Source organism: Acinetobacter sp. WC-743 (genome assembly GCF_000335555.1).
In the GTDB taxonomy this organism is placed as follows: Bacteria; Pseudomonadota; Gammaproteobacteria; order Pseudomonadales; family Moraxellaceae; genus Acinetobacter; species Acinetobacter bereziniae.
This window is the reverse complement of record NZ_AMFQ01000148.1, coordinates 1-22,982: the sequence shown is the minus strand read 5'-3', so window position 1 is coordinate 22,982 and position 22,982 is coordinate 1. Positions and strand designations below refer to the sequence as shown.

The 22,982-nt window shown below is 37.8% G+C and carries 28 protein-coding genes and 1 pseudogene; 7 read left to right on the top strand and 22 right to left on the bottom strand.

The annotated features are described in order from the left end of the window. Positions 1–193: 193 nt before the first annotated feature. The 5 genes from ACINWC743_RS22085 (at position 194) to ACINWC743_RS22065 (ending at position 7,894) form a co-directional block, all read left to right on the top strand. Positions 194–1,369, top strand: a complete 1,176-nt coding sequence (locus tag ACINWC743_RS22085; RefSeq protein ID WP_004828905.1) for an acyl-CoA dehydrogenase family protein — start codon at positions 194–196, stop codon at positions 1,367–1,369. A 54-nt stretch (positions 1,370–1,423) separates the two neighbouring features. Next, on the top strand, positions 1,424–4,495 hold the full coding sequence (locus ACINWC743_RS22080; RefSeq protein ID WP_009587042.1) for a peroxisomal multifunctional enzyme type 2: 3,072 nt from the start codon (positions 1,424–1,426) through the stop codon (positions 4,493–4,495). A 108-nt stretch (positions 4,496–4,603) separates the two neighbouring features. Beyond that, on the top strand, positions 4,604–5,785 hold the full coding sequence (locus tag ACINWC743_RS22075) for a lipid-transfer protein (protein WP_009587080.1): 1,182 nt from the start codon (positions 4,604–4,606) through the stop codon (positions 5,783–5,785). Positions 5,786–5,931: 146 nt separating this feature from the next. Next, a complete protein-coding gene (locus tag ACINWC743_RS22070) occupies positions 5,932–6,804 on the top strand; it encodes a metal-dependent hydrolase (protein ID WP_005032431.1) in 873 nt (290 codons plus the stop codon). A gap of 403 nt (positions 6,805–7,207) precedes the next feature. Next, positions 7,208–7,894 carry a TetR/AcrR family transcriptional regulator gene (locus tag ACINWC743_RS22065; protein ID WP_009587105.1) on the top strand — a complete coding sequence of 229 codons (687 nt, stop codon included), beginning with the start codon at positions 7,208–7,210 and terminating at the stop codon, positions 7,892–7,894. A gap of 24 nt (positions 7,895–7,918) precedes the next feature. Here ACINWC743_RS22065 and ACINWC743_RS22060 read toward each other — a convergent pair whose 3' ends face one another. The 16 genes and pseudogenes from ACINWC743_RS22060 to ACINWC743_RS21985 all read right to left on the bottom strand — a co-directional run bounded on the left by ACINWC743_RS22060 (position 7,919) and on the right by ACINWC743_RS21985 (position 19,221). Continuing rightward, on the bottom strand, positions 7,919–8,662 hold the full coding sequence (locus tag ACINWC743_RS22060; RefSeq protein ID WP_009587092.1) for a hypothetical protein: 744 nt from the start codon (positions 8,660–8,662) through the stop codon (positions 7,919–7,921). 314 nt (positions 8,663–8,976) lie between these two features. Continuing rightward, positions 8,977–9,335 (bottom strand): annotated as a pseudogene (locus ACINWC743_RS22055) (cupin domain-containing protein). Positions 9,336–9,412: 77 nt separating this feature from the next. Further along, positions 9,413–9,961: a GTP cyclohydrolase I FolE gene (gene folE / locus ACINWC743_RS22050; protein ID WP_171064926.1), complete on the bottom strand. Its 549-nt coding sequence runs from the start codon at positions 9,959–9,961 to the stop codon at positions 9,413–9,415. A gap of 128 nt (positions 9,962–10,089) precedes the next feature. Continuing rightward, entirely contained in the window at positions 10,090–10,791 is a 702-nt protein-coding gene (locus tag ACINWC743_RS22045; protein ID WP_005032424.1) for a Smr/MutS family protein, read from the bottom strand. A gap of 114 nt (positions 10,792–10,905) precedes the next feature. After that, positions 10,906–11,889 (bottom strand): hypothetical protein, encoded by a 984-nt coding sequence (locus ACINWC743_RS22040; RefSeq protein ID WP_009587071.1) that lies wholly within the window; start codon positions 11,887–11,889, stop codon positions 10,906–10,908. A gap of 255 nt (positions 11,890–12,144) precedes the next feature. Beyond that, positions 12,145–12,951, bottom strand: coding sequence for an indole-3-glycerol phosphate synthase TrpC (trpC, locus tag ACINWC743_RS22035; RefSeq protein ID WP_009587067.1), 807 nt, complete (start codon positions 12,949–12,951; stop codon positions 12,145–12,147). A gap of 18 nt (positions 12,952–12,969) precedes the next feature. Beyond that, positions 12,970–14,016, bottom strand: a complete 1,047-nt coding sequence (gene trpD, locus ACINWC743_RS22030; RefSeq protein WP_009587082.1) for an anthranilate phosphoribosyltransferase — start codon at positions 14,014–14,016, stop codon at positions 12,970–12,972. A gap of 15 nt (positions 14,017–14,031) precedes the next feature. Next, the gene (locus ACINWC743_RS22025; protein WP_035301579.1) at positions 14,032–14,619 is read right to left on the bottom strand and encodes an anthranilate synthase component II; all 588 of its coding nucleotides are present in this window, start codon (positions 14,617–14,619) and stop codon (positions 14,032–14,034) included. Between the two features lie 115 nt (positions 14,620–14,734). Further along, positions 14,735–15,001: a hypothetical protein gene (locus ACINWC743_RS22020; RefSeq protein WP_004828877.1), complete on the bottom strand. Its 267-nt coding sequence runs from the start codon at positions 14,999–15,001 to the stop codon at positions 14,735–14,737. Continuing rightward, the gene (locus tag ACINWC743_RS22015) at positions 15,001–15,270 is read right to left on the bottom strand and encodes a hypothetical protein (protein WP_004828875.1); all 270 of its coding nucleotides are present in this window, start codon (positions 15,268–15,270) and stop codon (positions 15,001–15,003) included. Before ACINWC743_RS22015 ends, ACINWC743_RS22020 begins: the two co-directional genes overlap by 1 nt. Then, positions 15,270–15,518 carry a hypothetical protein gene (locus tag ACINWC743_RS22010; protein ID WP_009587059.1) on the bottom strand — a complete coding sequence of 83 codons (249 nt, stop codon included), beginning with the start codon at positions 15,516–15,518 and terminating at the stop codon, positions 15,270–15,272. The genes ACINWC743_RS22015 and ACINWC743_RS22010 overlap by 1 nt, the downstream gene beginning before the upstream one ends. After that, positions 15,500–16,588, bottom strand: coding sequence for a hypothetical protein (locus ACINWC743_RS22005; protein ID WP_009587038.1), 1,089 nt, complete (start codon positions 16,586–16,588; stop codon positions 15,500–15,502). The genes ACINWC743_RS22010 and ACINWC743_RS22005 overlap by 19 nt, the downstream gene beginning before the upstream one ends. After that, the gene (locus ACINWC743_RS22000) at positions 16,588–17,274 is read right to left on the bottom strand and encodes a 3'-5' exonuclease (RefSeq protein WP_009587104.1); all 687 of its coding nucleotides are present in this window, start codon (positions 17,272–17,274) and stop codon (positions 16,588–16,590) included. The genes ACINWC743_RS22005 and ACINWC743_RS22000 overlap by 1 nt, the downstream gene beginning before the upstream one ends. Further along, positions 17,271–18,434 carry an ATP-binding protein gene (locus ACINWC743_RS21995; protein ID WP_009587070.1) on the bottom strand — a complete coding sequence of 388 codons (1,164 nt, stop codon included), beginning with the start codon at positions 18,432–18,434 and terminating at the stop codon, positions 17,271–17,273. The genes ACINWC743_RS22000 and ACINWC743_RS21995 overlap by 4 nt, the downstream gene beginning before the upstream one ends. Positions 18,435–18,445: 11 nt before the next feature. Further along, on the bottom strand, positions 18,446–18,754 hold the full coding sequence (locus tag ACINWC743_RS21990) for a hypothetical protein (protein WP_009587075.1): 309 nt from the start codon (positions 18,752–18,754) through the stop codon (positions 18,446–18,448). After that, positions 18,751–19,221 carry a hypothetical protein gene (locus tag ACINWC743_RS21985; protein WP_009587073.1) on the bottom strand — a complete coding sequence of 157 codons (471 nt, stop codon included), beginning with the start codon at positions 19,219–19,221 and terminating at the stop codon, positions 18,751–18,753. Before ACINWC743_RS21985 ends, ACINWC743_RS21990 begins: the two co-directional genes overlap by 4 nt. A 204-nt stretch (positions 19,222–19,425) precedes the next feature. On the opposite strand from ACINWC743_RS21985, the gene ACINWC743_RS25125 reads away from it, so the two are divergent. Continuing rightward, on the top strand, positions 19,426–19,548 hold the full coding sequence (locus ACINWC743_RS25125) for a hypothetical protein (RefSeq protein ID WP_009587084.1): 123 nt from the start codon (positions 19,426–19,428) through the stop codon (positions 19,546–19,548). A gap of 1 nt (position 19,549) precedes the next feature. On the opposite strand, the gene ACINWC743_RS21980 is transcribed toward ACINWC743_RS25125, so the two are convergent. From ACINWC743_RS21980 to ACINWC743_RS21955, 6 genes are all read right to left on the bottom strand, one after another. Beyond that, positions 19,550–19,768 (bottom strand): hypothetical protein, encoded by a 219-nt coding sequence (locus tag ACINWC743_RS21980; protein WP_009587087.1) that lies wholly within the window; start codon positions 19,766–19,768, stop codon positions 19,550–19,552. Between the two features lie 157 nt (positions 19,769–19,925). Then, positions 19,926–20,735 (bottom strand): DUF3800 domain-containing protein, encoded by an 810-nt coding sequence (locus ACINWC743_RS21975; protein WP_227510964.1) that lies wholly within the window; start codon positions 20,733–20,735, stop codon positions 19,926–19,928. Further along, on the bottom strand, positions 20,725–20,979 hold the full coding sequence (locus tag ACINWC743_RS21970) for a hypothetical protein (RefSeq protein WP_009587081.1): 255 nt from the start codon (positions 20,977–20,979) through the stop codon (positions 20,725–20,727). Before ACINWC743_RS21970 ends, ACINWC743_RS21975 begins: the two co-directional genes overlap by 11 nt. Positions 20,980–21,022: 43 nt before the next feature. Further along, a complete protein-coding gene (locus ACINWC743_RS21965; protein WP_035301578.1) occupies positions 21,023–21,217 on the bottom strand; it encodes a MarR family transcriptional regulator in 195 nt (64 codons plus the stop codon). A gap of 155 nt (positions 21,218–21,372) precedes the next feature. Then, positions 21,373–21,675, bottom strand: a complete 303-nt coding sequence (locus tag ACINWC743_RS21960) for a hypothetical protein (protein WP_009587050.1) — start codon at positions 21,673–21,675, stop codon at positions 21,373–21,375. 91 nt (positions 21,676–21,766) lie between these two features. Continuing rightward, complete coding sequence (locus ACINWC743_RS21955) at positions 21,767–22,492, bottom strand: S24 family peptidase (protein WP_009587040.1); 726 nt, start codon at positions 22,490–22,492, stop codon at positions 21,767–21,769. Between the two features lie 103 nt (positions 22,493–22,595). Here ACINWC743_RS21955 and ACINWC743_RS21950 point away from each other — a divergent pair, with 103 nt between their 5' ends. Then, positions 22,596–22,793, top strand: coding sequence for a hypothetical protein (locus tag ACINWC743_RS21950; RefSeq protein WP_009587101.1), 198 nt, complete (start codon positions 22,596–22,598; stop codon positions 22,791–22,793). Positions 22,794–22,982: the final 189 nt, after the last annotated feature.

Sequence of the window (22,982 nt, the reverse complement as noted above, 5' to 3'; positions counted from 1 at the left end):
TTCTTCTCTGGCAAAGCCTTAGGGGGCATCTTGGCATAAAACGTCACTGTGCAATACTTTGGTGAAACTTTATACAATTGAACAATCTCTGAGCGCAGTATAAAACAATAAAACAAGTTGTACGTCCGTATTGTAAATATCAAATGAGCTACTCACTGCTAATTCTTAAGAAAAATAAATACAAGGAGTTGAAATGTCTGCTTTAAATATACCCCAACCGATGACTGCCATGATTCCACGTACGTTGTTTGATTCGGAACATGAACAATTTCGTCAAACAGCCCGTCGTTTCTTTGAAACAGAAATTGCACCTTATCGGGAACAGTGGGAAGCACAGCAACATCTTGACCGTCATTTATGGCAGAGAGCTGGAGAATTAGGTTTGTTGTGTTGCACGATGCCAGAACAATATGGAGGGTCGGGTGTTGATCGATTATATTCAATGATTTTAATGGAAGAACAAGCCAGAGTAGGTGACTCAGCTTCGGGTTTTGCTTTGCACTCGGATATTGTTGCGAATTACCTTAATAATTTTGGAAATGAACAGCAGAAGCAACAATGGTTGCCACTTATGGCAACGGGTGAGGTCATTGGAGCGATTGCAATGACAGAACCAGGAACAGGTTCAGATTTACAAGCGATTCGGACCACTGCAATAGAAGATGGAGACGATTATATCGTCAATGGATCTAAGATTTTTATTACCAATGGCTACCTATGCGATATCGCTATTGTCGCAGTCAAAACGGGCAAAGGGGAAAGTGAAGCACAAAATGTTTCATTGCTGATTATCGAAGCAAGTCGTACTGGTTTTACTAAAGGTAAACCACTGAAGAAAATTGGTTTGCATGGACAAGATACTTGTGAACTCTTTTTTGATCAAGTTCGTGTTCCGAAATCGAATCTTCTTGGTATGGAAGGTTTGGGTTTTATCATGTTAATGAAAGAATTGGCTTGGGAGCGGATGATGATCGGAATCATTTGTGCTGCAGGCGCAGAGTTTGCCTTGGCAAGTACTGTTGAATACACCAAGCAGCGCAAAGCTTTTGGCAAACCGATTTCCGTATTTCAAAATACACGTTTTAAATTAGCCGAAATGCGCGCAGAAATACAGATTGCACGGACCTATATTGATCAATGTATGCAATTGGTCTTAAAAAATGAATTGTCTATAGAGGCTGCCTGTACCGCTAAATACTGGGTTTCCGATCTTGCTTGCAAAGTAGTAGACGAGTGTCTGCAACTTCATGGTGGGTATGGTTATATGCTGGAATATCCTATTGCCCGTGCCTATTTAGATATTCGACCAAATCGAATTTATGGTGGTACCAATGAAATCATGAAAGAACTGATTTCACGTACGATTTAGCATTACAACTACAGTCATTGTTCAAAATAACAAGATATCAGTCAAGGAATCGAAATGTCAGAATTACGCTTTGATGGTCGTGTTGCCATTGTTACAGGGGCAGGTGGCGGCTTAGGACGCCAACATGCGCTTACACTTGCTGCCCGAGGTTGCAAAGTGGTTGTCAATGATCTTGGTGGTGGTGCACATGGTTCTGGTCAATCCTCAACTGCAGCAGACAAAGTGGTCGAGGAAATCCGGGCAATCGGTGGCGAGGCGGTCGCAAATTATGATTCTGTTGAAAATGGTGAAGCGATTGTGCAAACAGCTTTAACGCATTTTGGAACAGTGGATATTGTGATTAATAATGCTGGTATTTTAAGGGATGTCAGTTTTGCCAAAATGACCGAACAGGATTGGGATTTAATCATGCAGGTACACTTAAATGGATCAAAAAGTGTATCTCATGCTGCATGGTCAATTATGCGTGAAAAAGGTTATGGACGAATCATCATGACCACATCTGCCGCAGGTATTTATGGTAATTTTGGTCAGGCAAATTATTGTGCTGCCAAACTGGGGATACTGGGTTTAGCCAATTGCTTGGCGGAAGAGGGACGCAATAAAAATATTTTAGTTAATACAATTGCGCCTTTGGCAGCATCCCGTTTGACAGAAACTGTGATGCCAGCAGATTTGCTTGCCTTACTTCAACCAGAAGCTGTGAGTCCTTTGGTTGCTTGGCTCGCTCATGAAAACTGTAAAGAAACGAAGAGTTTATTTGAGGTGGGTGCAGGTTTTATGGCAAAACTACGCTGGGAACGCAGTGAAGGTTATGTCTTTCCAAATCAGCATATATTGAGCGTTGATGATGTTGCCCGACAGTGGGACAAAATTACTGATTTCACGACATCCACTCACCCAAGTTCAACCACAGAATCATTTACCCCAATTCTTGAAGGTATTCAACATCCTAACTTAGGGGGGAATGAATTTATTGACTTAGATGTCGCATCTAAAGCCCAACTCGAAATTGAGTCAAGTTATGATGAACGTGATTTATCTTTGTATGCACTCGGGATTGGGGCAGCTCAAAATCCTTTGGATCATTCAGAACTTGCCTATGTCTATGAGTTGGGGAGTGAATTTCAAGCTTTCCCGACTTATGGTGTGATGCCTCAAATGAATGCCATGCTGAATATGGCTAAACAGGGTATTACCTTGCCAGGCATGAATTATGGTTTTGATCGGGTCTTACATGGTGAACAATATACTGAGATCAAACGACCACTGCCACCGCATGCAAAATTAACACATACCTTTAAGTTAAAAACTGCTTATGATAAAAATCCGAATGCAGTGATTACTTTTGCGATTTCTTCTAAAGATGAAAGTGGTGAAGAATTAATTTATAACGAAATGACAGCATTTGTCCGCGGCGCTGGGGGATGGGGAGGTGATCGCGGTGACTCCTTAGCGACCAATATTGCCCCTGATCGTGAACCAGATGCTGTCATAGAAGAAAAAACGGATATCAACCAGACTCTATTGTATCGTTTGTCAGGAGACTGGAATCCATTGCATGCAGATCCAGCTTTTGCCAAAGCTTTTGGCTTTGATCGTCCAATTTTGCATGGTTTGTGTACTTTTGGTTTCAGTGGAAGACATGTGATAAAAGCATTTAGCAACAATGATGGTCGCTATTTTAAAAGTATTAAAGTACGTTTTGCGAAAAGTGTTTATCCTGGAGATACACTATTGACCAAGATGTGGAAAATTTCTGACACTAAAATTATTTTTGAAACATGGGTCAAAGAGCGAAACGAGATCGTCATCAAAAATGCAGCGGTTGAATTGTATAGCGAAATTCCACAAGCCAAAGTTCATGCTCCAGATATGGCACAGTCTTCAGAGAAAATAGCGGATCCCCCTCAAGAAAGTTCATCTGAGCCAACACGATTAATCGCTGAAGATGTATTTAACGTCATTGCAGAACAAATCGCACAACATCCTGAGTGGGTGGATAAAACTAAAACCCAATTTTTATTCAAACTCAAAAATCCAGATTCAATATGGACGTTGGATTTAAAGAATACGCCTGCTTCATGTATACAAAGTGAAACTGCCCATCCAGATGTCATCTTGGAAATGGACGAAGTGCATTTACAAACAGTGGTGACAAGCACTTTAGCTGATGTACAGAAACTTTTTTTTGGGGGGCAATTAAAAATTTCTGGCAATGTCATGGCATCGAATAAGCTCATGATATTACAGAAAATTGATCCTTCAAGTTTTGAAGCGGCTAAAAAGAAGCGTATGGCTACGGCAAAAGAGCATTTATCAACCGCTTCTGATTCAGATACTTTAACTGCTATGCATCGTGAGATTACGCTTGCAGATGTTTTTACAGCTGTAAACGAACATATCCACATGCATCCAAACATGGTCGAACGCACGAATACAACATTTCAGTTCAAGATTAAACATCCTGAATCGTCATGGTTTATCGACCTAAAACATGACTTGGGCGGTGCAGGTGCTGGGGAGATTGCTGTCCCTGATGTGACCTTAGAAATGGATGAGCAACATGTAGAGACTATATTTAATGGCTCGCTTGCTGATGTGCAAAAGTTATTTTTTAGCGGACAGCTCAAAATTTCAGGAAATGTGATGGCATCCAATAAACTGGTCATATTACAGGATATGGATAAAAAACTGATTGCTCAGGCAAGAGATCAACGGGTAGCAGCAGGTCAAGCACCAATACAAGCTTCGATTTCTTCTCATCAGCAGACGACAACTAAGCAGCAAGCCAAAGCATCTGAATTTTTGAGTAAGTTACAAACCTGTTTTCAAATACATGCTGAAGTACCTTATGTTTATCAGTTTCATATTACTGAACCACAGCAATCTTGGAAGATAGACTTTGCCAATGGCACTGTGCAACAAGGTGATGATCCCAATGCTGATGTGATTTTAACATTAACGGATCAGCATTTTTATGCACTGGTTTCAAAGCAACGAGATTTACGTGATTTATATCAGCATGGTGAGCTGATGGTAGAGGGTGCTATTCGATATATTCAGCATCCTGCATTTTTGCAAATCCTGACAGACAGTTTTGCGGCTACAGCAGATCGTATATGAAGTTAAAAATAAATAAGCGTTGAATAGATACAACTAGAGATATCCAAATAATCGCAATCAGCACAGGACAATTGCTGATTGAATTCAAAAAACAATGAGGATTAAGGAATGCTAAGACGTGTTAATGTGATTGGCGTGGGTATGACCAAGTTTACCAAACCGGGTGCGAGTGAAGAATATTATGTCATGGCAAAAGAAGCAGGAGAGAAAGCTTTAAAAGATGCAGGAATTGGCTATCAAGAGATTGAGCAAGTTTTTGCAGGTTATGTTTATGGTGATTCGACATGTGGGCAACGGGCTGCTTATACATTGGGTTTAACAGGAATTCCAATTTTAAATGTCAATAATAACTGTTCAACAGGTTCAAGTGCTTTGTACCTGGCAAGACAAGCTATAGCGGGAGGAGTGGCTGAGTGTGTGTTGGTTTTGGGTTTTGAAAAAATGGAAAAAGGTGCCTTAGGTGCAAAGTTCAATGATCGTGAACCACCTATGGGGCAACATGCACAAGTCATGTTGGATGTTCAAGGGTTTAATTCATCACCACCAGCGGCACAAATGTTTGGTGGAGCAGGACGAGAGTATCGTTGGAAGTATGGTACAAAAAAAGAAACCTTTGGAAAAATTGCTGAAAAAGCACGCCGCCATGCTAGCCATAATCCTTATGCTTTATTTGGTCAAACACTTTCCTTAGAGGAAATCATGGCTTCAGAAGAGGTGTTTGATCCGCTCACACGTTTTCAATGTTGCCCACCGACTTGTGGTGCAGGTGCCGCTATTCTTTGCTCAGATGAGTTCGCAAAAAAACATCAGATTTCTAATCCAGTCTATATAGCGGCACAATCAATGACCACGGATTATGCATCAAGTTTTGACGAAAAGAGTATGATCAAAATGGTGGGATATGACATGACGAAACAAGCCGCTCAACAGGTATATGAGGCTGCAGGTATCGGTGTGGATGATATTGATGTCATTGAGTTGCATGATTGTTTTACTGCGAACGAATTATTGACCTATGAAGCTCTCGGTCTATGCCCCGAAGGTGAGGCTGAAAAATTCATTTGGGATGCGGAGAATACCTACGGAGGAAAATTTGTCACCAATCCTTCTGGTGGACTGCTGTCAAAGGGACATCCACTTGGGGCAACAGGTTTGGCTCAATGTACCGAATTGGTTTGGCAATTGAGAGGAACAGCAGATCAGCGTCAGGTCAATCATGCCCGTATTGCATTACAGCATAATTTGGGATTAGGCGGAGCATGTGTCATTACCATGTATCGGCGAGATTAATTTTTTCTAATAAAAGCCATAAAAGGGATGCAATGACATATAAATGAGTCGAAATGACCTATGGAATTACATTCAATTGGGTAAAATTCTAAATACAGCACCAGCTAAATTAAAAAAATGATAATCAGCCAGAGGCAGGATCAACCATGGGAATATTAACGAAATTTATTAAATCTGCGGTATATCATGAACCATTACCGATTCGCCGTGATGTAAGATTTAACTTGCCCGCAGAGCGGATTGCAGATTGGCACACACCAGCAGGTCCAATTTTTACGGCATTATTAAATACATTTTCCATTGTATTGCCTATTGGAGAGCGTTTCTTTATTGATGCTGTTCGAGCACACCGTGATTTAGTTCAGGATCCTGAATTGCAAAAAGCAGTCACCGCATTTATTGGACAAGAGGCGATGCATGGTCGAGAACATGAAGAGTACAACAATGCTTTATTTGCTCGATCACCCATTGCGCCAAAATTCGAAGCGCTCGTACTGGATATTTTTGGGCTGATAAAACAGCATTTACCCGCTTATTTTTGGTTGAGTGGGACGATAGCGTTAGAACATTTTACGGCGTTATTGGCCGATTCAGTATTGCGTACACCTGAATTATTTGATGGTGCAGAACAACATTATGCCAATATTTGGCGCTGGCATGCTTATGAAGAAACAGAACATAAAGCAGTGGCTTTTGATGTATGGAACACCGCAATGGGACAGGGTCCATATGCATATACAATCCGTAGCTTTGGTTTGGTAATCGCAACCATTGTATTCTGGGGATTGGTGATTCCTGTATTTCTTAATATCGTCAAAGGAGAAGGAAAGCTCAGCGATATTTCAAGTTGGAAAAAAGCCTATCGTTATACTTTTGGTGATATAGGTGCACTGAGAAAACAATTGGGAAATTATATTGATTATTTTCGTCCTAATTTCCATCCTTGGGATCACGATAACCGTGAGTATATGCAACAAATGGAACAATTGATTTATCAATTGTCAGAAAAAAAGCAATAAGGAATATCAGAGTCTGTTGACCATTTGTCTATGTTTGCGACTAGGTGTATTTTTAGCCGATCCTACACGATGAAACTAAGAAATTAGTCGCACTATTTTCTTGGTTTAATGCTTACGATGTATAGGTTTTATGCTCAATTTTAACCTACAGCTAAGCCATTTATGAAATATCAGCAGACCTAGATCAAGCACAATGCGTTTGATGAGATCAGCAAACTTTGATGAGTTGCTCAATCCATTGTGCTTTATCGAAATATTGGACTGTGTTGTAAATATTGATTTATAAATATAGAGTAAGGCACATGACATTGCACCCAGCTATGAATTGCCGACATCTATCAATAACAACAAATCAGGTCTTATTCGGCTCAAATTACTCATAAAATAAGGTTGCAGAATATTGATGAATATATCTCATTCAAATGCTATTCGACGCAGTCAAAATGAACGTAGTGAAGCAATGCGAGCACGTTTGATCGAAGCGACATTACAATGTTTGATTCAAGAAGGCTATGCAAAAACTACAATTAGTAAAATTATCCAAATTGCACAAGTCTCAAGAGGTTCGCCAGTTCATCATTTCCCATCCAAAGCTGCACTGATGGAGTCTACAGCAGAGCAATTGGTACGTCGTATATACATTGCCTTAGGTAAACTGATTAAGAATATGCAACAATCGGATGATCGTTTACATGATCTTGTTTCAGCAGGCGCAAATTTACTCAAAACACCTGAGATCACAGCATTATTAGAATTATTGGTGGCGAGTCGTCAAGAACCCGAACTTGCTGAGAAATTACAGAAACTATGGATGGCTTCGTACCATACTGTGCATAGTGCTGCAGCACACTATCTTGAACCGATTACTGAGCAAGATCATGTTGGTGATTTAATGATTATTACACTATGGTTTTTAAGGGGAATGGCGGAAGATCGACATCTAAGTCAAAATATTCAGCAAGCTGATGAATTTTTTAACCGTTATATACAATTATGGACATCTATTTTAGCCAACCATTTACAGGCTAAAGTGAATGTGAGCTCACCACCACCCAAACCTGTATTTTGGGATCATCTTACAGAATCCTGACTAGCTAGGTACAACTGAAAATTATTAAAATAAATAGCCATTTTGACTAAGTACTGTTTTGGCTTTTAAAGTGACTTCTAGTTGCACGTCAGGCGTTTCACTTGTACCCAACAGATTTCGATAAATTATATATTGATAACCACCACTGTTAAAAATATAGTGATGATCTCCCCCTGAACCATCCATTACAACTTTACCCTGATTTAAAATTAAATCAGGTTTTTCAGTTTGTGATTGGTTCACTCCCCATGCAGCATAACGATATTGACCATTTGGCATTTCATCGATACGTATTTGAAATTTGGTTGTTTTGAACTGTAAATCTGGTTTGCTGAAATTTCTCAGTGACGGATATAGTTTCTGTTTTTGTTGGGATATAAGTTGTGCCTTTAATTTTTGTTCTGCATCACTACTATAGTTGACGGCTTTAATCTGATGACCTTCTAACCAAACTGTACCGCTATCCAGCATGACACCACGCCAACCCACACTTTGCCACTGTGATGGCTTGGAATTGGCGATATTTTGAATCAGTTTAGCGTCAAACACTTGGTTAAAGCGTTGTTTCATTTCAGTGGGGTTTTGGATACTTGGAAGTGGTTCTTCACGTGCTAAGGGATAAACAATATGATTTGAAATCGCTGAGATATTTTTTTGTTTAAACAACGCAATTACAAGCTGAACATCCTTGAGTTGTTGACTATTTAAGTTGTCAGCAAATGCTGTAGAGGAGCTTAATATTGTGATAAAAATTAATAAATTTTTCATTTATAAAAAGAACTCAATTTTGTTTTTCTAAAGCATACATCTGAACTGAAAATAGAGTCAAACCTTTTGCCTATTTAGACAAGTGATTTGATTTCAATCATTCTTATCCAATAGACTTTATGGTTTGTATAAAAATTTTAAGAAGATTTGGTGATCCATTTATTTGGTACTTTTGAATCATCGATGGTCTTTCTATCGTGAGTCGACACGGATGTTGCCATGTTGAGCTGGGGTATATGAGCAAAAACAAAGCACTGCTTTGTTTGCAGCGAAGGAACCCTGTTAAACAAAACATATTTTTTAGATTGCTGTAATTAAACTTCAACCACTACAAAATATTTTTTACGGCTTCTACAACTTCAAATGTTCCTTTAAATCCGGGAGGAATAATACCTGCTTCGCCGGCTTGGATTTCTATAAATGTTTGGGTTAGTTGATCATGTAGACGAACAACGCCTTCAATCATTTGGAAAAATTCTTGTTTATTGTCTGCAAATTGAATATGCCAAGCACCAACTTCACATCGCCAAATACCACAGTTCATATTGGGATGTTCATATAAGCTTTCTGTAAGGCGTTTTGGATTTCCCTGTACCAAACGGTCTGCACGAGGATGGTCTACACTCGTTTCACTTTGTGTTAATCCATAACCAGCAAGCCAAATTGAAGACATGATAAAATCCTAAGTAAAATAAAGCCTCAGTAGATTGAGGCTTTAAGAATTATATTTGAAGCAATCAAATAAACGTTTTAATGTGCCTCTGGAACAGCAGAAAGAAACTCGCGACGCGCTTCTTTATCAGTTTTAAAGTCACCGACAAATGAAACTGTACGTGTGGTTGACTCTTGTTTACTTACACCGCGCATCATCATACACATATGTGCTGAATCAATCACCACAGCAACACCACGTGCTTGAGTCACTTCAGCAACAGCATCCGCGATTTGTTTGGTCAGTTGTTCTTGAATCTGCAAGCGACGTGCAAACATTTCAGTAATTCGTGCAAATTTGGATAAACCGAGTACATTACCAGACGGAAGATAGGCAATATGTACACGACCATGAAATGGAAGTAAATGGTGTTCACATAAAGAATAGAATTCAATATTTTTAACCAAGACCATTTCGTCATTATCAGAAGGGAAGACCGCATTATTGGTCACTTCTTCAAGCGTTTTGCTATAACCAGACGTCAAGTACGAAAAAGCTTTAGCCGCACGCATAGGCGTATCTTTCAGACCAGGACGGTCTAAGTCCTCGCCAACGGCAGTTAAAATATTTGCGTAGGATTGCTGCATAGACATAAAACGTGTTCACTTATACGGTTTGAACAAGGACGGCATTGTAGCAGAAAAATCGATAAATTTTTTCAATTACAAGATAAACCGCCACTGTGGGAGATTTTGGGATTGAATCAAATAAAGGATTATGAATTACGATTAAACTTTGGGTTTTTTTCAGCACGTTTAAGTAGCACCAAAACAGCACCAGTACCGCCTTGTTTTTCAGGAGCACTCACAAATGCCAGAACATCGCGGTGCTGACGAAGCCACCCATTAACATAAGTTTTAAGAATTGCTTCAGGACCTTTGCCATGCACAATTTTAATGACATTTTGATTTTCATCTTTTGCCATTTGGATGATTTGTAAAACTGCGGAACGCGCTTCTTCAACAGTACAACCGTGTAAATCAACGGCCTCAAACCAACGAAGATTTCCAGCCTTTAAATCTTCAAAAACCTTATGTTGCAGTGTTGCAATGCGATAACTTAATGCAGCTTGACTGGCAACAGGGTTGAGCATTGCTTGAGTATCTGATAATTCAGCATCATCAGCTTCAAATGCACCTTCAGCGGCAGCACGTTTTGCGAGCGTTTTTGCATCTGGCTTTTTTCTGACATCATTACGCTCAATTTTAGCAATATTGCTGTTATCCAGTTTAGTCACACCTGTTAAAGCAGTTTTAAACAAATCGGCATCGTTAACGTCATCTTCATGGGATGAAAGCACATGTTTGGTTTCGGGTTGTGCTGCAACTTTTGACGTGTGTGGATGAGTGATTTGTTTTTTGAACTGCTTTAATAAATCCAGTTGAGACTTGGAAAATGTAGAATCAGACTTACTCATAATTGCAAAAAACAATGGACGGCGATATTTGGTGCTAATTATAGTCTGAAAGTGAATAAATTTGAACTGAATTGCATTCGCAAGATGGTGTGAAATTTAATAGTGCCAAGAAGTTTATGGTTTATTGAGATATGATTCGATTAATTTTAGTACACGTTTATTTTTATATTTCTTTGCAACTTCTAATGCTGATTGTTGCTCATTAAATTTTGAAATACAGACTTTTTCTATTGAAGCGCCTTTGTTGAGTAAAAGGGCAACAGTTTGAAATTGATTGAGGCGTATTGCTTTACCCAGTGGTGAACACATCGTGAAATAAAATGTGTAGGGTTCGATTTCATCTATCACGATTTGGTTGAGCTGTCTAAGTCTCATATTATTTAAAAAATCCAGATCATGATGGTCGATGGTCGCCATAATTAAATCAATATCATTAAACTCAGTATTTTCGATTAAATATTGAAGATATAAAGCTTTGGCTTTTTTATAATCATTGACGTCCTGACTTTGAGTGAGATTTTTAATTAGATTTTGCATAAATTCATTCATATCATCGAAACGATTGATCGCCGCATAAAACATTAATGTATTTAGCATATAAGGTTCTGCTGACAAATTTTTACCCAGCCAATCTTGAGATTTGACATTAAAATTTTGTTCAAACTGATTTAGTATTTCGAATGAAATCGGTTGAGATTGAATGTTGATTGCTTTGCGCAATCTACGTTCCTGTCCTTTATAAACAAGATGGTATGTTGATTTTTGAACTTTTTTATTTTCGGTGTCGATAGTAAAGTCAATATGGATGGGTGGTCCTTGATAACTGATAATTTGAATTTGGTTGTTTTTAAACAGGTAGTTTTTTTGCTCAAGAAACTCCATATCTATATTTGGAAAAATTTGATCAAGATCAAGTTGAGCAGCAATGATACCTTCAGATGGATGGGGGATATTAAAATAGAGTATCCGTTTTGAATCAATATAATAGGGTGAACCAGTGTAAATGGGTATTTCCTTTGCCCAACTCATTTGCTGTAACGAATACAACAGCACTAACAATAAAAAAACAAAACTGCGAGTTATAGATTTAGATTTCATTATTCTCAATTCTCAATTCTCAATTCTCAATTCTCAATTCTCAATTCTAAGCAGACTTAAAATAAATTATATTGTTGGTATTTGTGAGAACAATCTATGTAAATATTACTGATATTTAAAATGTAAAACCATAATGCAACAATCAATAAAAGATGAAAGTTAAATAAAATACTTTTCAATCATTAAAAAAATTCTATCAATAGAGGCTAACTATACAGGTATAAAGGGTGAGCAGACTCACCCTTTATTCAAGAGTTATATGTTTTCAGGTGTACCAAACAGCGCTGAAAAAGCATGATCAGGACGAGGTTGTTTCATAAAGCTTTCACCCACCAAGAATGAGTGAATATCATGTTCCTGCATCATTTGAACATCATGTGGTGTTGCAATACCACTTTCTGTAACCAATAAGCGCGTAGGTTCGAGTTGTTTTTTCAAACGCAGAGAGGTATTTAAATCGACATCAAAGGTTTTTAAATTACGGTTGTTTACCCCTAATATACAACGATCTGAAAGTTTTAATGCGCGCTCAAGTTCAGCTTCATCATGGACTTCAACTAAAACATCAAGATTGTGTTCAAATGCCGTTTTTGACATTTCTTCAAGTTGCTGATCAGACAAGCAAGCCACAATTAACAAGATGCAATCTGCATGTAGGGCACGCGCTTCAATCACGCCATATGGATCAATTAAAAAATCTTTACGAAGGGCGGGTAAATTACAGTGATTTCGTGCAATTTGAATATTTTCATCAGCGCCCTGAAAGAATTCAACATCTGTTAAAACGGACAAACACGCAGCGCCTGCTTGTTCATATTGTTGAGCGATTTCGGCAGGATCAAAATTTTCACGAATAATGCCTTTTGATGGCGAAGCTTTCTTAATTTCTGCAATCACACCTGGGCGTTTACTATGTAACGCTTGTGCAAAATGCCGAACAGGGCTTGCTGCATGAGCAAGCTCCTCAACATCCTTTAAACTACGTTGTTTTAAACGAGTAGTAAATTCTTCATGTTTACGATCAACAATTTTACCTAAAATCGTATTGGCAATATCTAGCATGGTCAAATCCTTCTATCCTTAAGCTTCATATTCTTTAAGCGTTTTGGTAAATTCAGACAAAATGCTCATTTTTTCCAAAGCTTGTCCACCGTAGATAATATCATGTGCTAAAGCGACGCCCTGTTTATAGGTATTGGTTAAACCTGAAACGTAGATGCCTGCACCAGCATTTAAAGCAATCATACTTGCTGCTTTTTCACCTTTTGCTGATTTTTTCTTGCCCAGCGCATCTTTTATTAATGCAAGGCTTTCAGCTGAACTTTCGACTGAAAGCCCTGTTAAGGTTTGCGATTCAATATCGACTTCTTCTGGTTGAATTGTCCACTCTGTCACTTCACCATTTTTCAACTCAGCCACATAGGTTGAGGAAGCTAGACTGATTTCATCTAGACCATCTTTAGAATGGACCACCATCGCATGTTCAGCGCCTAGTTGCTTGAGCACTTCAGCCAAAGGACGGCATAGTTCTGTCGAAAAGACACCAATTACATAGCGTTTTACCCCAGCCGGATTCGTAAGCGGGCCGAGGAGGTTGAAAATACTGCGGAAACCGAGTTCTTTACGAGGACCCGCTGCATATTTCATTGCTTTGTGATGATTAGGGGCAAATAAAAAACCAACCCCCATTTCTCGAATACAACGTTCAGTTTGTTGCATATTCAAATCAAGATTGATGCCTGCTTGTTCCAAAAGATCAGATGAACCAGACTTTGATGACACACCTCGATTGCCATGTTTTGCTATCGTTGCACCAGCAGCAGCAATGACGAATGAGGATGCTGTCGATACATTAAATAGATTTTGTCCGTCACCACCTGTACCCACAATATCGACTAAATGAGGAATGTCACTGACTTCAAGCTTAATCGCAAACTCACGCATGACACGCGCGGCAGCCGTAATCTCGTCAATACTTTCACCCTTTAAACGTAAACCCATCATGAGTGCGCCTATTTGGGCATCAGTCGCTTCACCTTGCATAATGGTGCGCATCACTTCTTCCATTTGTGGTTGAGTGAGTTCAATATTTTTGGTGATATTATTTAAAGCTTGTTGAATATTCATGATTTGCTACTACACTCATTTCGCATAAATTTCTAAAAAGTTTTTAAAGATTTGATGACCATGCTGGCTCAGAATTGATTCAGGATGGAACTGCACACCTTCTATAGGTAGTGTCTTATGTTTTACACCCATAATTTCTTCCATTGAGCCATCTGTTTCATTGGTCCAGCAGGTAACTTCAAGGCATTCAGGAACTGTGGCTTGATCAATCACGAGGGAGTGATAGCGTGTCGCTGAAAAAGGTGAAGGTAAATTGCTGAAAATCCCTTGATCGCTGTGATACATGTCAGATAAGCGACCATGCATTACGGTTTTGGCACGAGTAATATCGCCACCAAAAGCTTGACCAATCGCTTGGTGCCCTAAACAAACGCCAAGTGTAGGAATTTTTCCAGCAAAATGTTGAATTGCTGGAATAGAAATCCCTGCCTCAGTTGGAGAGCAAGGACCAGGACCAATGACCAGATACTTTGGTTGCCATCGTTCAATATCCTCTAAAGTCACGGCATCATTGCGAACAACTTTTACGTCTTGGTTTAACTCGCCAAAGTACTGGACAATGTTATACGTAAAGCTATCGTAATTATCGATCATTAGAAGCATATCAAACTTAACCTTTTGAATTTAAAAACTAATTTTAAATTGATGCCATATCGTACTCAATTCTGTACTCAATGTGCTTAAAGTAACCTATTTAAAAGGGTATAAAAAAGCCACCTTAATTGGTGGCTATATTAGCACTGTTTGTCGTATCTTTTACAATGGTTTGAACATAACTCAGGAACCAATAACTTTTACGACCATCTTTAAAAGGACGGGTAATAAAACCCTCTCTAATTTTACGATCCAAAGTCTCTGGTTCAATGTTCAGCATGTGAGCAAATTCAGCCCGTCCAATTCTACGCTCTTCTTTTTGATTTACTAGCTGCTCAACAAGTTTAGTTAAATGTTGAATTGATTCAGATTCAATTTTTAATGCACCCATCAACCTTCACCTCGCATTTTTTTAAGCTCTTTAATCACGTTTGAGGTTGCATGCTTTAATGCTTTCTCTGCGTCCGAAGTGCTTAAATTGTTTATATACAAACCCATTGCCAACCACATTGAACAGAAGGTGAACTCTTTTACTGATTCACGACCATCTTTTTCTAAGACTGCGACAATTGGTGACACAGCCTGTAAAAATACATTTTGAGCAATCACACTTGGTGTTGTGCTGATATCAATGTCTTGAATTTTGATCTGTTTTTCCATCACGCCACCTCATTAAAAGGGTCATATTTTTTAAATTCTTCAAACAGTTTGATGGCAGGTTTATTCATGCGACCGTTTGAAAAAATCATTACATTTCTTGGGAAATAGTTATTAGCTACAGAACAATAAAACGAAATCCCTTCAATTCCTGAAACACCTCTATACCCAATTTTTGTGAGCCAAATTAAAAAGGCTTCACTCATTAATGGATGAACTTTTATTCTTTTTTTCATTTCTGCTCTTCCCATGGAAATTCATTATTCAAAGTCAATTCCGTACGTCTTTGATTCGCATAACTGAATAAACGCTCATGTATAGCCGGGTCGCACTGGATTATTTCCTCTTCAAGCTTTGCAAGATCAACCAATGTCTTTGATTCTTGAATGCGAACCATCAAAGATGATTGTGATTTTTCAGGTGGGTTGAATTCAGCTAAACGTTTATGGATGGCGCTCATAACTGGCTTACGCTCTTCCTCGGTCCAGTGAACCGTGTATTTATAGAGAGCATTAGCTTCTGTTGGAGTTTTGACGATTTTTAAACGTTCCATCAACTCATCAACTACTGATTGATATGGATGTAATGCAGGTGAGTTATCTTCTGAAGTAATTGGATCTTCAGAGAGGGATATATTTTCTTGAGACTCAATAGCTTTTGGTTGATTAAACTCAGCTATTTTTCTCTCCTTAGCCATCGTAATTTCAAGCTTTTGTTCAGCTGAAAAACCCACTTTATCAACATTAAATAAAGTAGTTTCAATCTCAGCCAAAGTTGTGCAGGCACGCAAGCCATCTAAGTAGAGCTGTAATTCTGATTCTATTGATATAACTGGCTTTTTCTCAACTACTTGTGAAGATTCTTGCTCAACAGATTTCTTTGTATTTCTTGCTTTTTTGGGCTTTTCACTGAAACCGTCTTTAACTTCAATTTCCGTAATAATATAGCCAAAAGTTTTACCAAATGCCTGCAGCTGTAATTTCGCATTTTCCTCGTCCAACTGAGCAAATCCATTTGCTACACTCAAACATATATCACCATGCTCAGGATCGTATTTTGTACGTAAGATACAAGTTGGCATAACAATAAAAATTTCTTGCCCAGACTCTAAATCATGCGGTTGAACAGGCTTTGTAAATTTAATATCTGCCAATGTAAAAGTTTCACGTTTGATACAGAACTCATGATCATTTGTAAAAAATACAGTAGCAGGGAATTGATTTAACTCATCAAAATCAAGCAATCCACCGATATGACGACATAAAACAGTTTTGCCAGATTGCAAAGCAGAAATTGCCTCAACACCATTAAAAGTATGCATTATTTTTGTCCTTTTAAAGCTTTAGTTAGGTATGGATCTAAATCGGGTTGTTTGAGAAGCCAAGCAATATATGAATCAGGAAGCTCATCAATTAGCTCACCTCTATGTTTACCAAAGTTAATGCGCTTGGGAATTCGGGCAATTTCAGACATTTGATAAAGTGAATTCATATCTTTAATTGCAAGCTTTTCGACAATTACTTGTAGAATCACGCCAGTGAAATAAATATCCCATCGCGCGTTATGTGCATTTCTCAAATGCTTACGAGCAGTTTCTAAATTTCCGCTCATCACGTGGTAATACAAAGCTGTAAGGTTATGAGTTTCTAATTCATCCCAAACCATACGCGCCAAAGCTAATGTGCAAATGCCTTTTACATTGATTGAAGAATCACACAATTTGATTGCTTGAATGTCGTAATCAATATTGTGGCCAATCAAATAAACAGTATTTTCAGGTAAGCGGAAAACCTCATAACTCGGCTTGTCCGCTATATCAGACTCAAGAATATGATGAGTTGCTAATGAACCAAGTTCGATAGGCTCAGGGCAAGAAAAATATTCATCAAAAGCTGATTTTTGATGAATTTCAAAAACTCCCTGCTCAAATGAGCAGGGTACATGAGCAATTTCAATTGGATAACCGTTTAAGCTGTTGGTTTCAGTGTCTAAAATCAATGCAATCATGCCGTAACACCTTTTTTAGCCAATTCATCTATTTCAGCTTTAACAGCATCAAGTTTGTTTGCCTCAATTTGCGTAAGTGCGTCAATTCCTAGATATTCACAAACTGTTTTAACATCAAGACCTCTTTCATCAATGAAAGCTTGCAAATCATCTCTTTGCTGATCACTAATCCCTTTAAAATCAGGCGGGTTATACCAACGCTTTGTATTTTCTTTATCAAAAGTGCATTTGAGTTCACGACCACGAATTTGAACTGCATGCCACATTTGAGTTTTGTATTTATGATCTGAATCTATCGACTCGGTTAATTGATTTAAGTCACCTGAATGATTAGCTTCTGTGCAACACTGTTGGAAATTCTCCAACTCACCAATTGCTTTTACTTCTGCTTGCTGTTCAGGTGTCATTGAGTTGATATAGTCTTTCGCTTCTTTAATTAATGAAGCTAGGAATAATCCATTAAATTCAAGATCTGGAACAAATACTTGCCCTGAGTTCTCAGTCATTCCATTTGGTTTTTGAGTTTTAACCCCAAGATAACCTGAATTTTTTGCATGATGTGTAGGGCTTGGATTGAAGTAAATAATTCGATCCATTTTACCTTCTGCATCTGTTGTGGCATGCATATAACCCATCATGTCAGCCATGCGGTAAAGCATGTTTCTGTTTTTACCACCTAAATCAGGTCGGAAAACCTTCAGTTTTTCCTTGCCTGATTCTTCTTCTGTAGCATGTGCAATAAACACAACATCTTTACCAAAGGAGATCCATTTATTTACGGTTTGCATAAATAAATTATTAGCCAAACCTTGAGCTTTTAGAGTCAGATTTCCGTCTCGTTGCAAGTTCTCCTTGTTATTACTTAAATGAGTTTTTATGCAGTCGAGCATTGCACCAACAGTGTCACAAATAATTGTATTAAAAGGAGCTAAATCCTTTTCATCCATAAAAGAGACATCAGACCACTGAGGAACAGGAACAATCGCACCTCTGCGTAATTTGGCATTTACACGGTGCTGACCTTTATCGAAATCAAACACAACAGGTTTATCAGCCGTATGAGCTATAGAGCTCTTACCTAAACCAGGATCTGTATATAAGTAAAAAATAATCGAAGAAACTGTTAAAGGTTGGTCTGGGAAAATAATATTTAGAGCCATGATGTAACCCCTTAATTATATTTCGTATTGTTGTAAGCAATACGTTGATTAGCGGAATACGGTGTGCGCTTAAAGCAAGGTTGGTTAAACAATTCTGCTTTAGCTTTACGCTTTTGGAATTTGCGTTCACGTTCGAAATTTTCACGAATCCAAGGTTTCGTTGCGTGGGTTTCTTCTGAAACTAAAATCAAAACACCTGATCTATTCACCCAGTAAACATCAGATCCTTTTTGCACATAGATCGATTGACCAAGACGCATACGGAATAAACCGTTTTCATCACCTTGAAATTCTGAGAAATTTTGAGTAGAAGTTTTCATTGAACTGCCTCCACCAATCGATTACGTTCGATATAACCAACAATCATCTGATTGATATTTCTGTGATCGTTGTAATCGGTGAAATCATTCCAATCTTTACCGTTTACATCAGTAATTTGTTCAACAGCCAAATTTGTAATATCAATAGCTGTAAATTCGGAACCAGGTACGCCGTAACTATCAGGATGTGTTTCAAAATCAAAGCTTACTAAAACAAGGAAGCTATCAAGTTTGATAACCGCTTTGCCTGAAGTTTCAGAGGTAAGTTTTAGAGCACTAACGCTATAAGCTGATGGCGTTACATTAGGAGCAGTGATAGGTGGCTTGTATTCAGTCGCTTTCTGGTCGTACGTAAGACCAACAGCACCAACAGTGACTAAACCACTTATTGCAGCGACTTTGAAAAATCCCATAGGCTGTACACGATGTGTAACAATGGGATTGATTGAATTTGGTTTTGTGTTCATAATTCACCTGTTGTATTGAAAAAGCGCATTTGATTTCGAGGTCGGTGCGCTTTTTTATTAGCTGATGTTAGTATATTCGTATAACCGAACAAATATGTCAATAATAAATTCGGTTTTGTTCGGTTTATTTTGTGCTGTTACCCGAACTTATGCTTTAATAGACAAAAGAAAACCCACACAGGGTGGGTTAGATGGAGTTTCATCATGTTAGATCACAATGAAAAACTAAAGCTTGTTATTGAATTCATTCAGTCAGGCATAAAAGATGCTGAAGATATCATTCATAGTATTCAAAAAATTGAAAAGGAGCTATTTGCAAAAAATTAAATTAAAGTATGTCTTTTACATCTACTCCAGACCAACTGGCAACTCTATGGCATTGATTGTATAGCTTTAAATAATACTCGCGTGGGTTGGGTTTTCGGTAATTTTCATCGCCAGTTTTACTTTCTGCGTACGCGATTTTTTCCATCAGTTCCAGAGCAACACGCTCAACTGAGTTGTCTTTAATTTCAATTGGACGACTAACTGTAATACTATCACTCATTTTATTCTCCACCCGATCATTCTAAGGACTGCGTCGGGTTCGCAGTTTTGAAAAATATTTGCTAAATTATGATATATGATTTATATTTAAATCATGGACCGGGGATTCCCAGTCGGCAAAAGGCTCTAATAATGTTTTAGGGCCTTTTGTTTTTTAGTTATGGAAATATTTTTAAGCCATATCTCATATAGCCATCCCCAGCACCATCTCTTCCCTTAGAGCTATACAATTTAAATTTTAAGACTTCAAATGCTCGATTATTTTGTTCAGGCTTAAGTACGTGATTGCCGATGGGTCTTGCAACCAAATCAGCGATCTGAAGCCCCGTTGAATTTACTTTCTTTGAAGCCATTTTGATCTCAAATGGAAGGCATATTTTTGAGAAGTTTTTACCATCACATACACGCCTAAACTCCAGTTCAAGATCTTTGTCTTCTTGTAGTCCTCGCTGCTCAAATATAATGTGTGTTTTCTTGTTATGTTGATTTTTTTCTTGTAAAAATCGATAGATTCTCTCTAAGCCGAACTCTAGAGCAATAAAATATGGATTTTTTGGTGTTGAGTATTTCGCAATAAGCAAATCTTTTCGTACAACACACGAAATTAAAATGAAATTTGAATCCCTCATAAGGGTTGTAAGGTCAGTTAACAAAGACTCTTTTTGCTCCTTGGACGCATAATTTTTGAAGTCCCCGGTGCCTTTAAGAATTTCTCTTTCATGCATAACAATAATATCGTGACCGAAATGCTTAAATTTTAGCTGCTCTAAGTCTCGAATCACTTTTTCTGTATAGTGTCGTTTATGGAAGATACAAAACGCCAAAACAAATACAGGGTATTTTGAATTAACACCATTTAGTGTTGGATCACCGCTCTCATCTACATAAATAATATAATCACTAAATTCCACAAAATATCCCTTTTTCACTTTATGATTTAAGCTGGTTCGCAGTTTTTTAATCTTCAAGCCAGTCACTTACATCAATGGAGTTGGCTATCGCCCAATCTTTGGTGATACCAAAAACAAGAATAGATTCATTGGCACCAATCTCATTTACTAAGTAATTTCTTATATTTGTTGAGGAAACATTACCCTCAACAATCCAAATATAAGGACCGACCTGTATATGTTTTTTAAAGTTTTTTACGTAGTAATTAATCTCATCAAGGTTATTGGTATTTGCTGCGTTGTAAATAATTATGTGTTTCATAATTTATCTCACCCTTTATCTTTTAATTACTTAGAAATTGAAATCAATCTTCTTTACCTGTTAAAGGGCCATCTAAACCGTTCTCAGAACACATTCTGATTACCTTATTTAGAGTGTATGAAACTGTAGGACTACTAATATTTAATTCCTCTTTAAGTTCTTTGAGTTCATGATTACTAAGGAGCAAGCTCTCATTTTTATCAATAGCATTTAATATTTTCTCTTTAATTTTGCTCATATGCCTTATCTAATTAATTAACAAAGGAATCCAAAGTAAAATGACTATTAAAAGCATAATTATTAATTCTATAAATTTCATTTTTTTCCCATATGACTGTCAATTTTCACACTGGATTTATTGAACTATCAAGGAGCTAATTTAGTGGATGTAATTTACAATTCTTTATACTTCTCCAAAAACTCATCAATCCAACCTTGTGCAGCATCGATATTGGTTATGTCTGCAAGCTTTAGATTGGTTTCCTCAGCCTCATTAAACCCCTCAATAATGGCTTCAAAAATATTTGCTTCAGCAATCACTTCTCGCGCCATCTCACCAGCATCATAGCTAAGTCTGGCTTTTTTTAGCTTAGCTATTTGCTTCTCAATACCTTCGCCCATTTTAGCTAAAGCCAATTTAAACTCTTGGCGATTAATTGTTAGCGCAGTTTTGGATTTATTAAGTGTTGCGATCATAGTGTTCTCTTTTATTTGATGAATTTTAATTACATAAAGGTATTCAAGTTTATTTCGGATTATGGATTTTGGATGTAAGAACTTCCTAAAATTAGCGTCTAATACGCCTTGTATCTATCTTCATCCAATACTGGCCAATGATTTGGATATTTTCACTTTCAATTCTATCTGGTGAATAATATTCATCTGGGTATCTGTTTTTATCTGGATTAGCAGAAACAGCTTTAAAACCTCCTACACCTTGTTCGTTCCAAGTGGATAAATACTTGATTTTAGTATCATCAGCAACTTGAAATGCGTAAATTTCACCATCAAATATTTTTTTCGCTGAAGTATCAATTGATACAGGCTGACCATCCCAAAGAACTGGTTGCATACTCTCACCTCGGACATGGATAATTTTTGCTTCATTAGAGTGTACGTTGCATTTATTCACTAAGGCTGTTTCAAAAAGCATTTTTTTAGGACTTGGATGGTCGATATTCAAGTAACCATTACCTGCACTAACGTATACGTCATCATAATAATCAATAGCTACATATCCCTCTGGTATAGGGTCGCCAGGACTATAAACATCAATTTCAATGTTTGTCATAGAGCCATTACTTGTTTCAGATGGACCAACTCCATCTAACAACCATTGAGGTGTAGTTTTTAAAGCTGCACACACAGCACCTATATGTTTCGCACTAGGTTTATTCGTTCCAGTAACCCAGCCATGAACTGTAGCGCGTCCAGCTCCAGTACTTCTAATTAGGTCAGCTTGAGACAACCCTAGTTCGCTCATTCTTAAATTTATGCGATCAGATGTGTCCATAAAATATTCCTCTTAATCTGTTCGGAATTGTGAACGAATTTATTGACGGCTAAACGAATATATGTTTCACTTAACCGAACATAATTAATTCGGTTAAAAGAACATGAATGTTGCACAGTTACGAGTTTTTTATGGAGTGAAAAATAACACTCTATTGGCAAAAAAAATTAAGCGAGGGAGAACAACCATCTGGGAGTGGGAAAAGTTTGGTATTCCACCAAGAACTCAGGCGCTCTTTGAGGTTAATTCTGATGGCCAGCTCAAAGCTGACCGTGTGTCGCTTTCAGCCACAAATCAATAACGATTGAATTATCAATAATTCAATCAATGAAATAAACGTGAATAAATACAAAGGATTCACATATGGAAATCAATTTAAGCCGAGAAGCTCAAAACGCTATTTGGCAAATGATAAGTAAAACACCTGGTTTTACTCCTAAAGACATTGCCCAAGTAATAGGGGATTCGCATAACACAGTTTGCAATTACG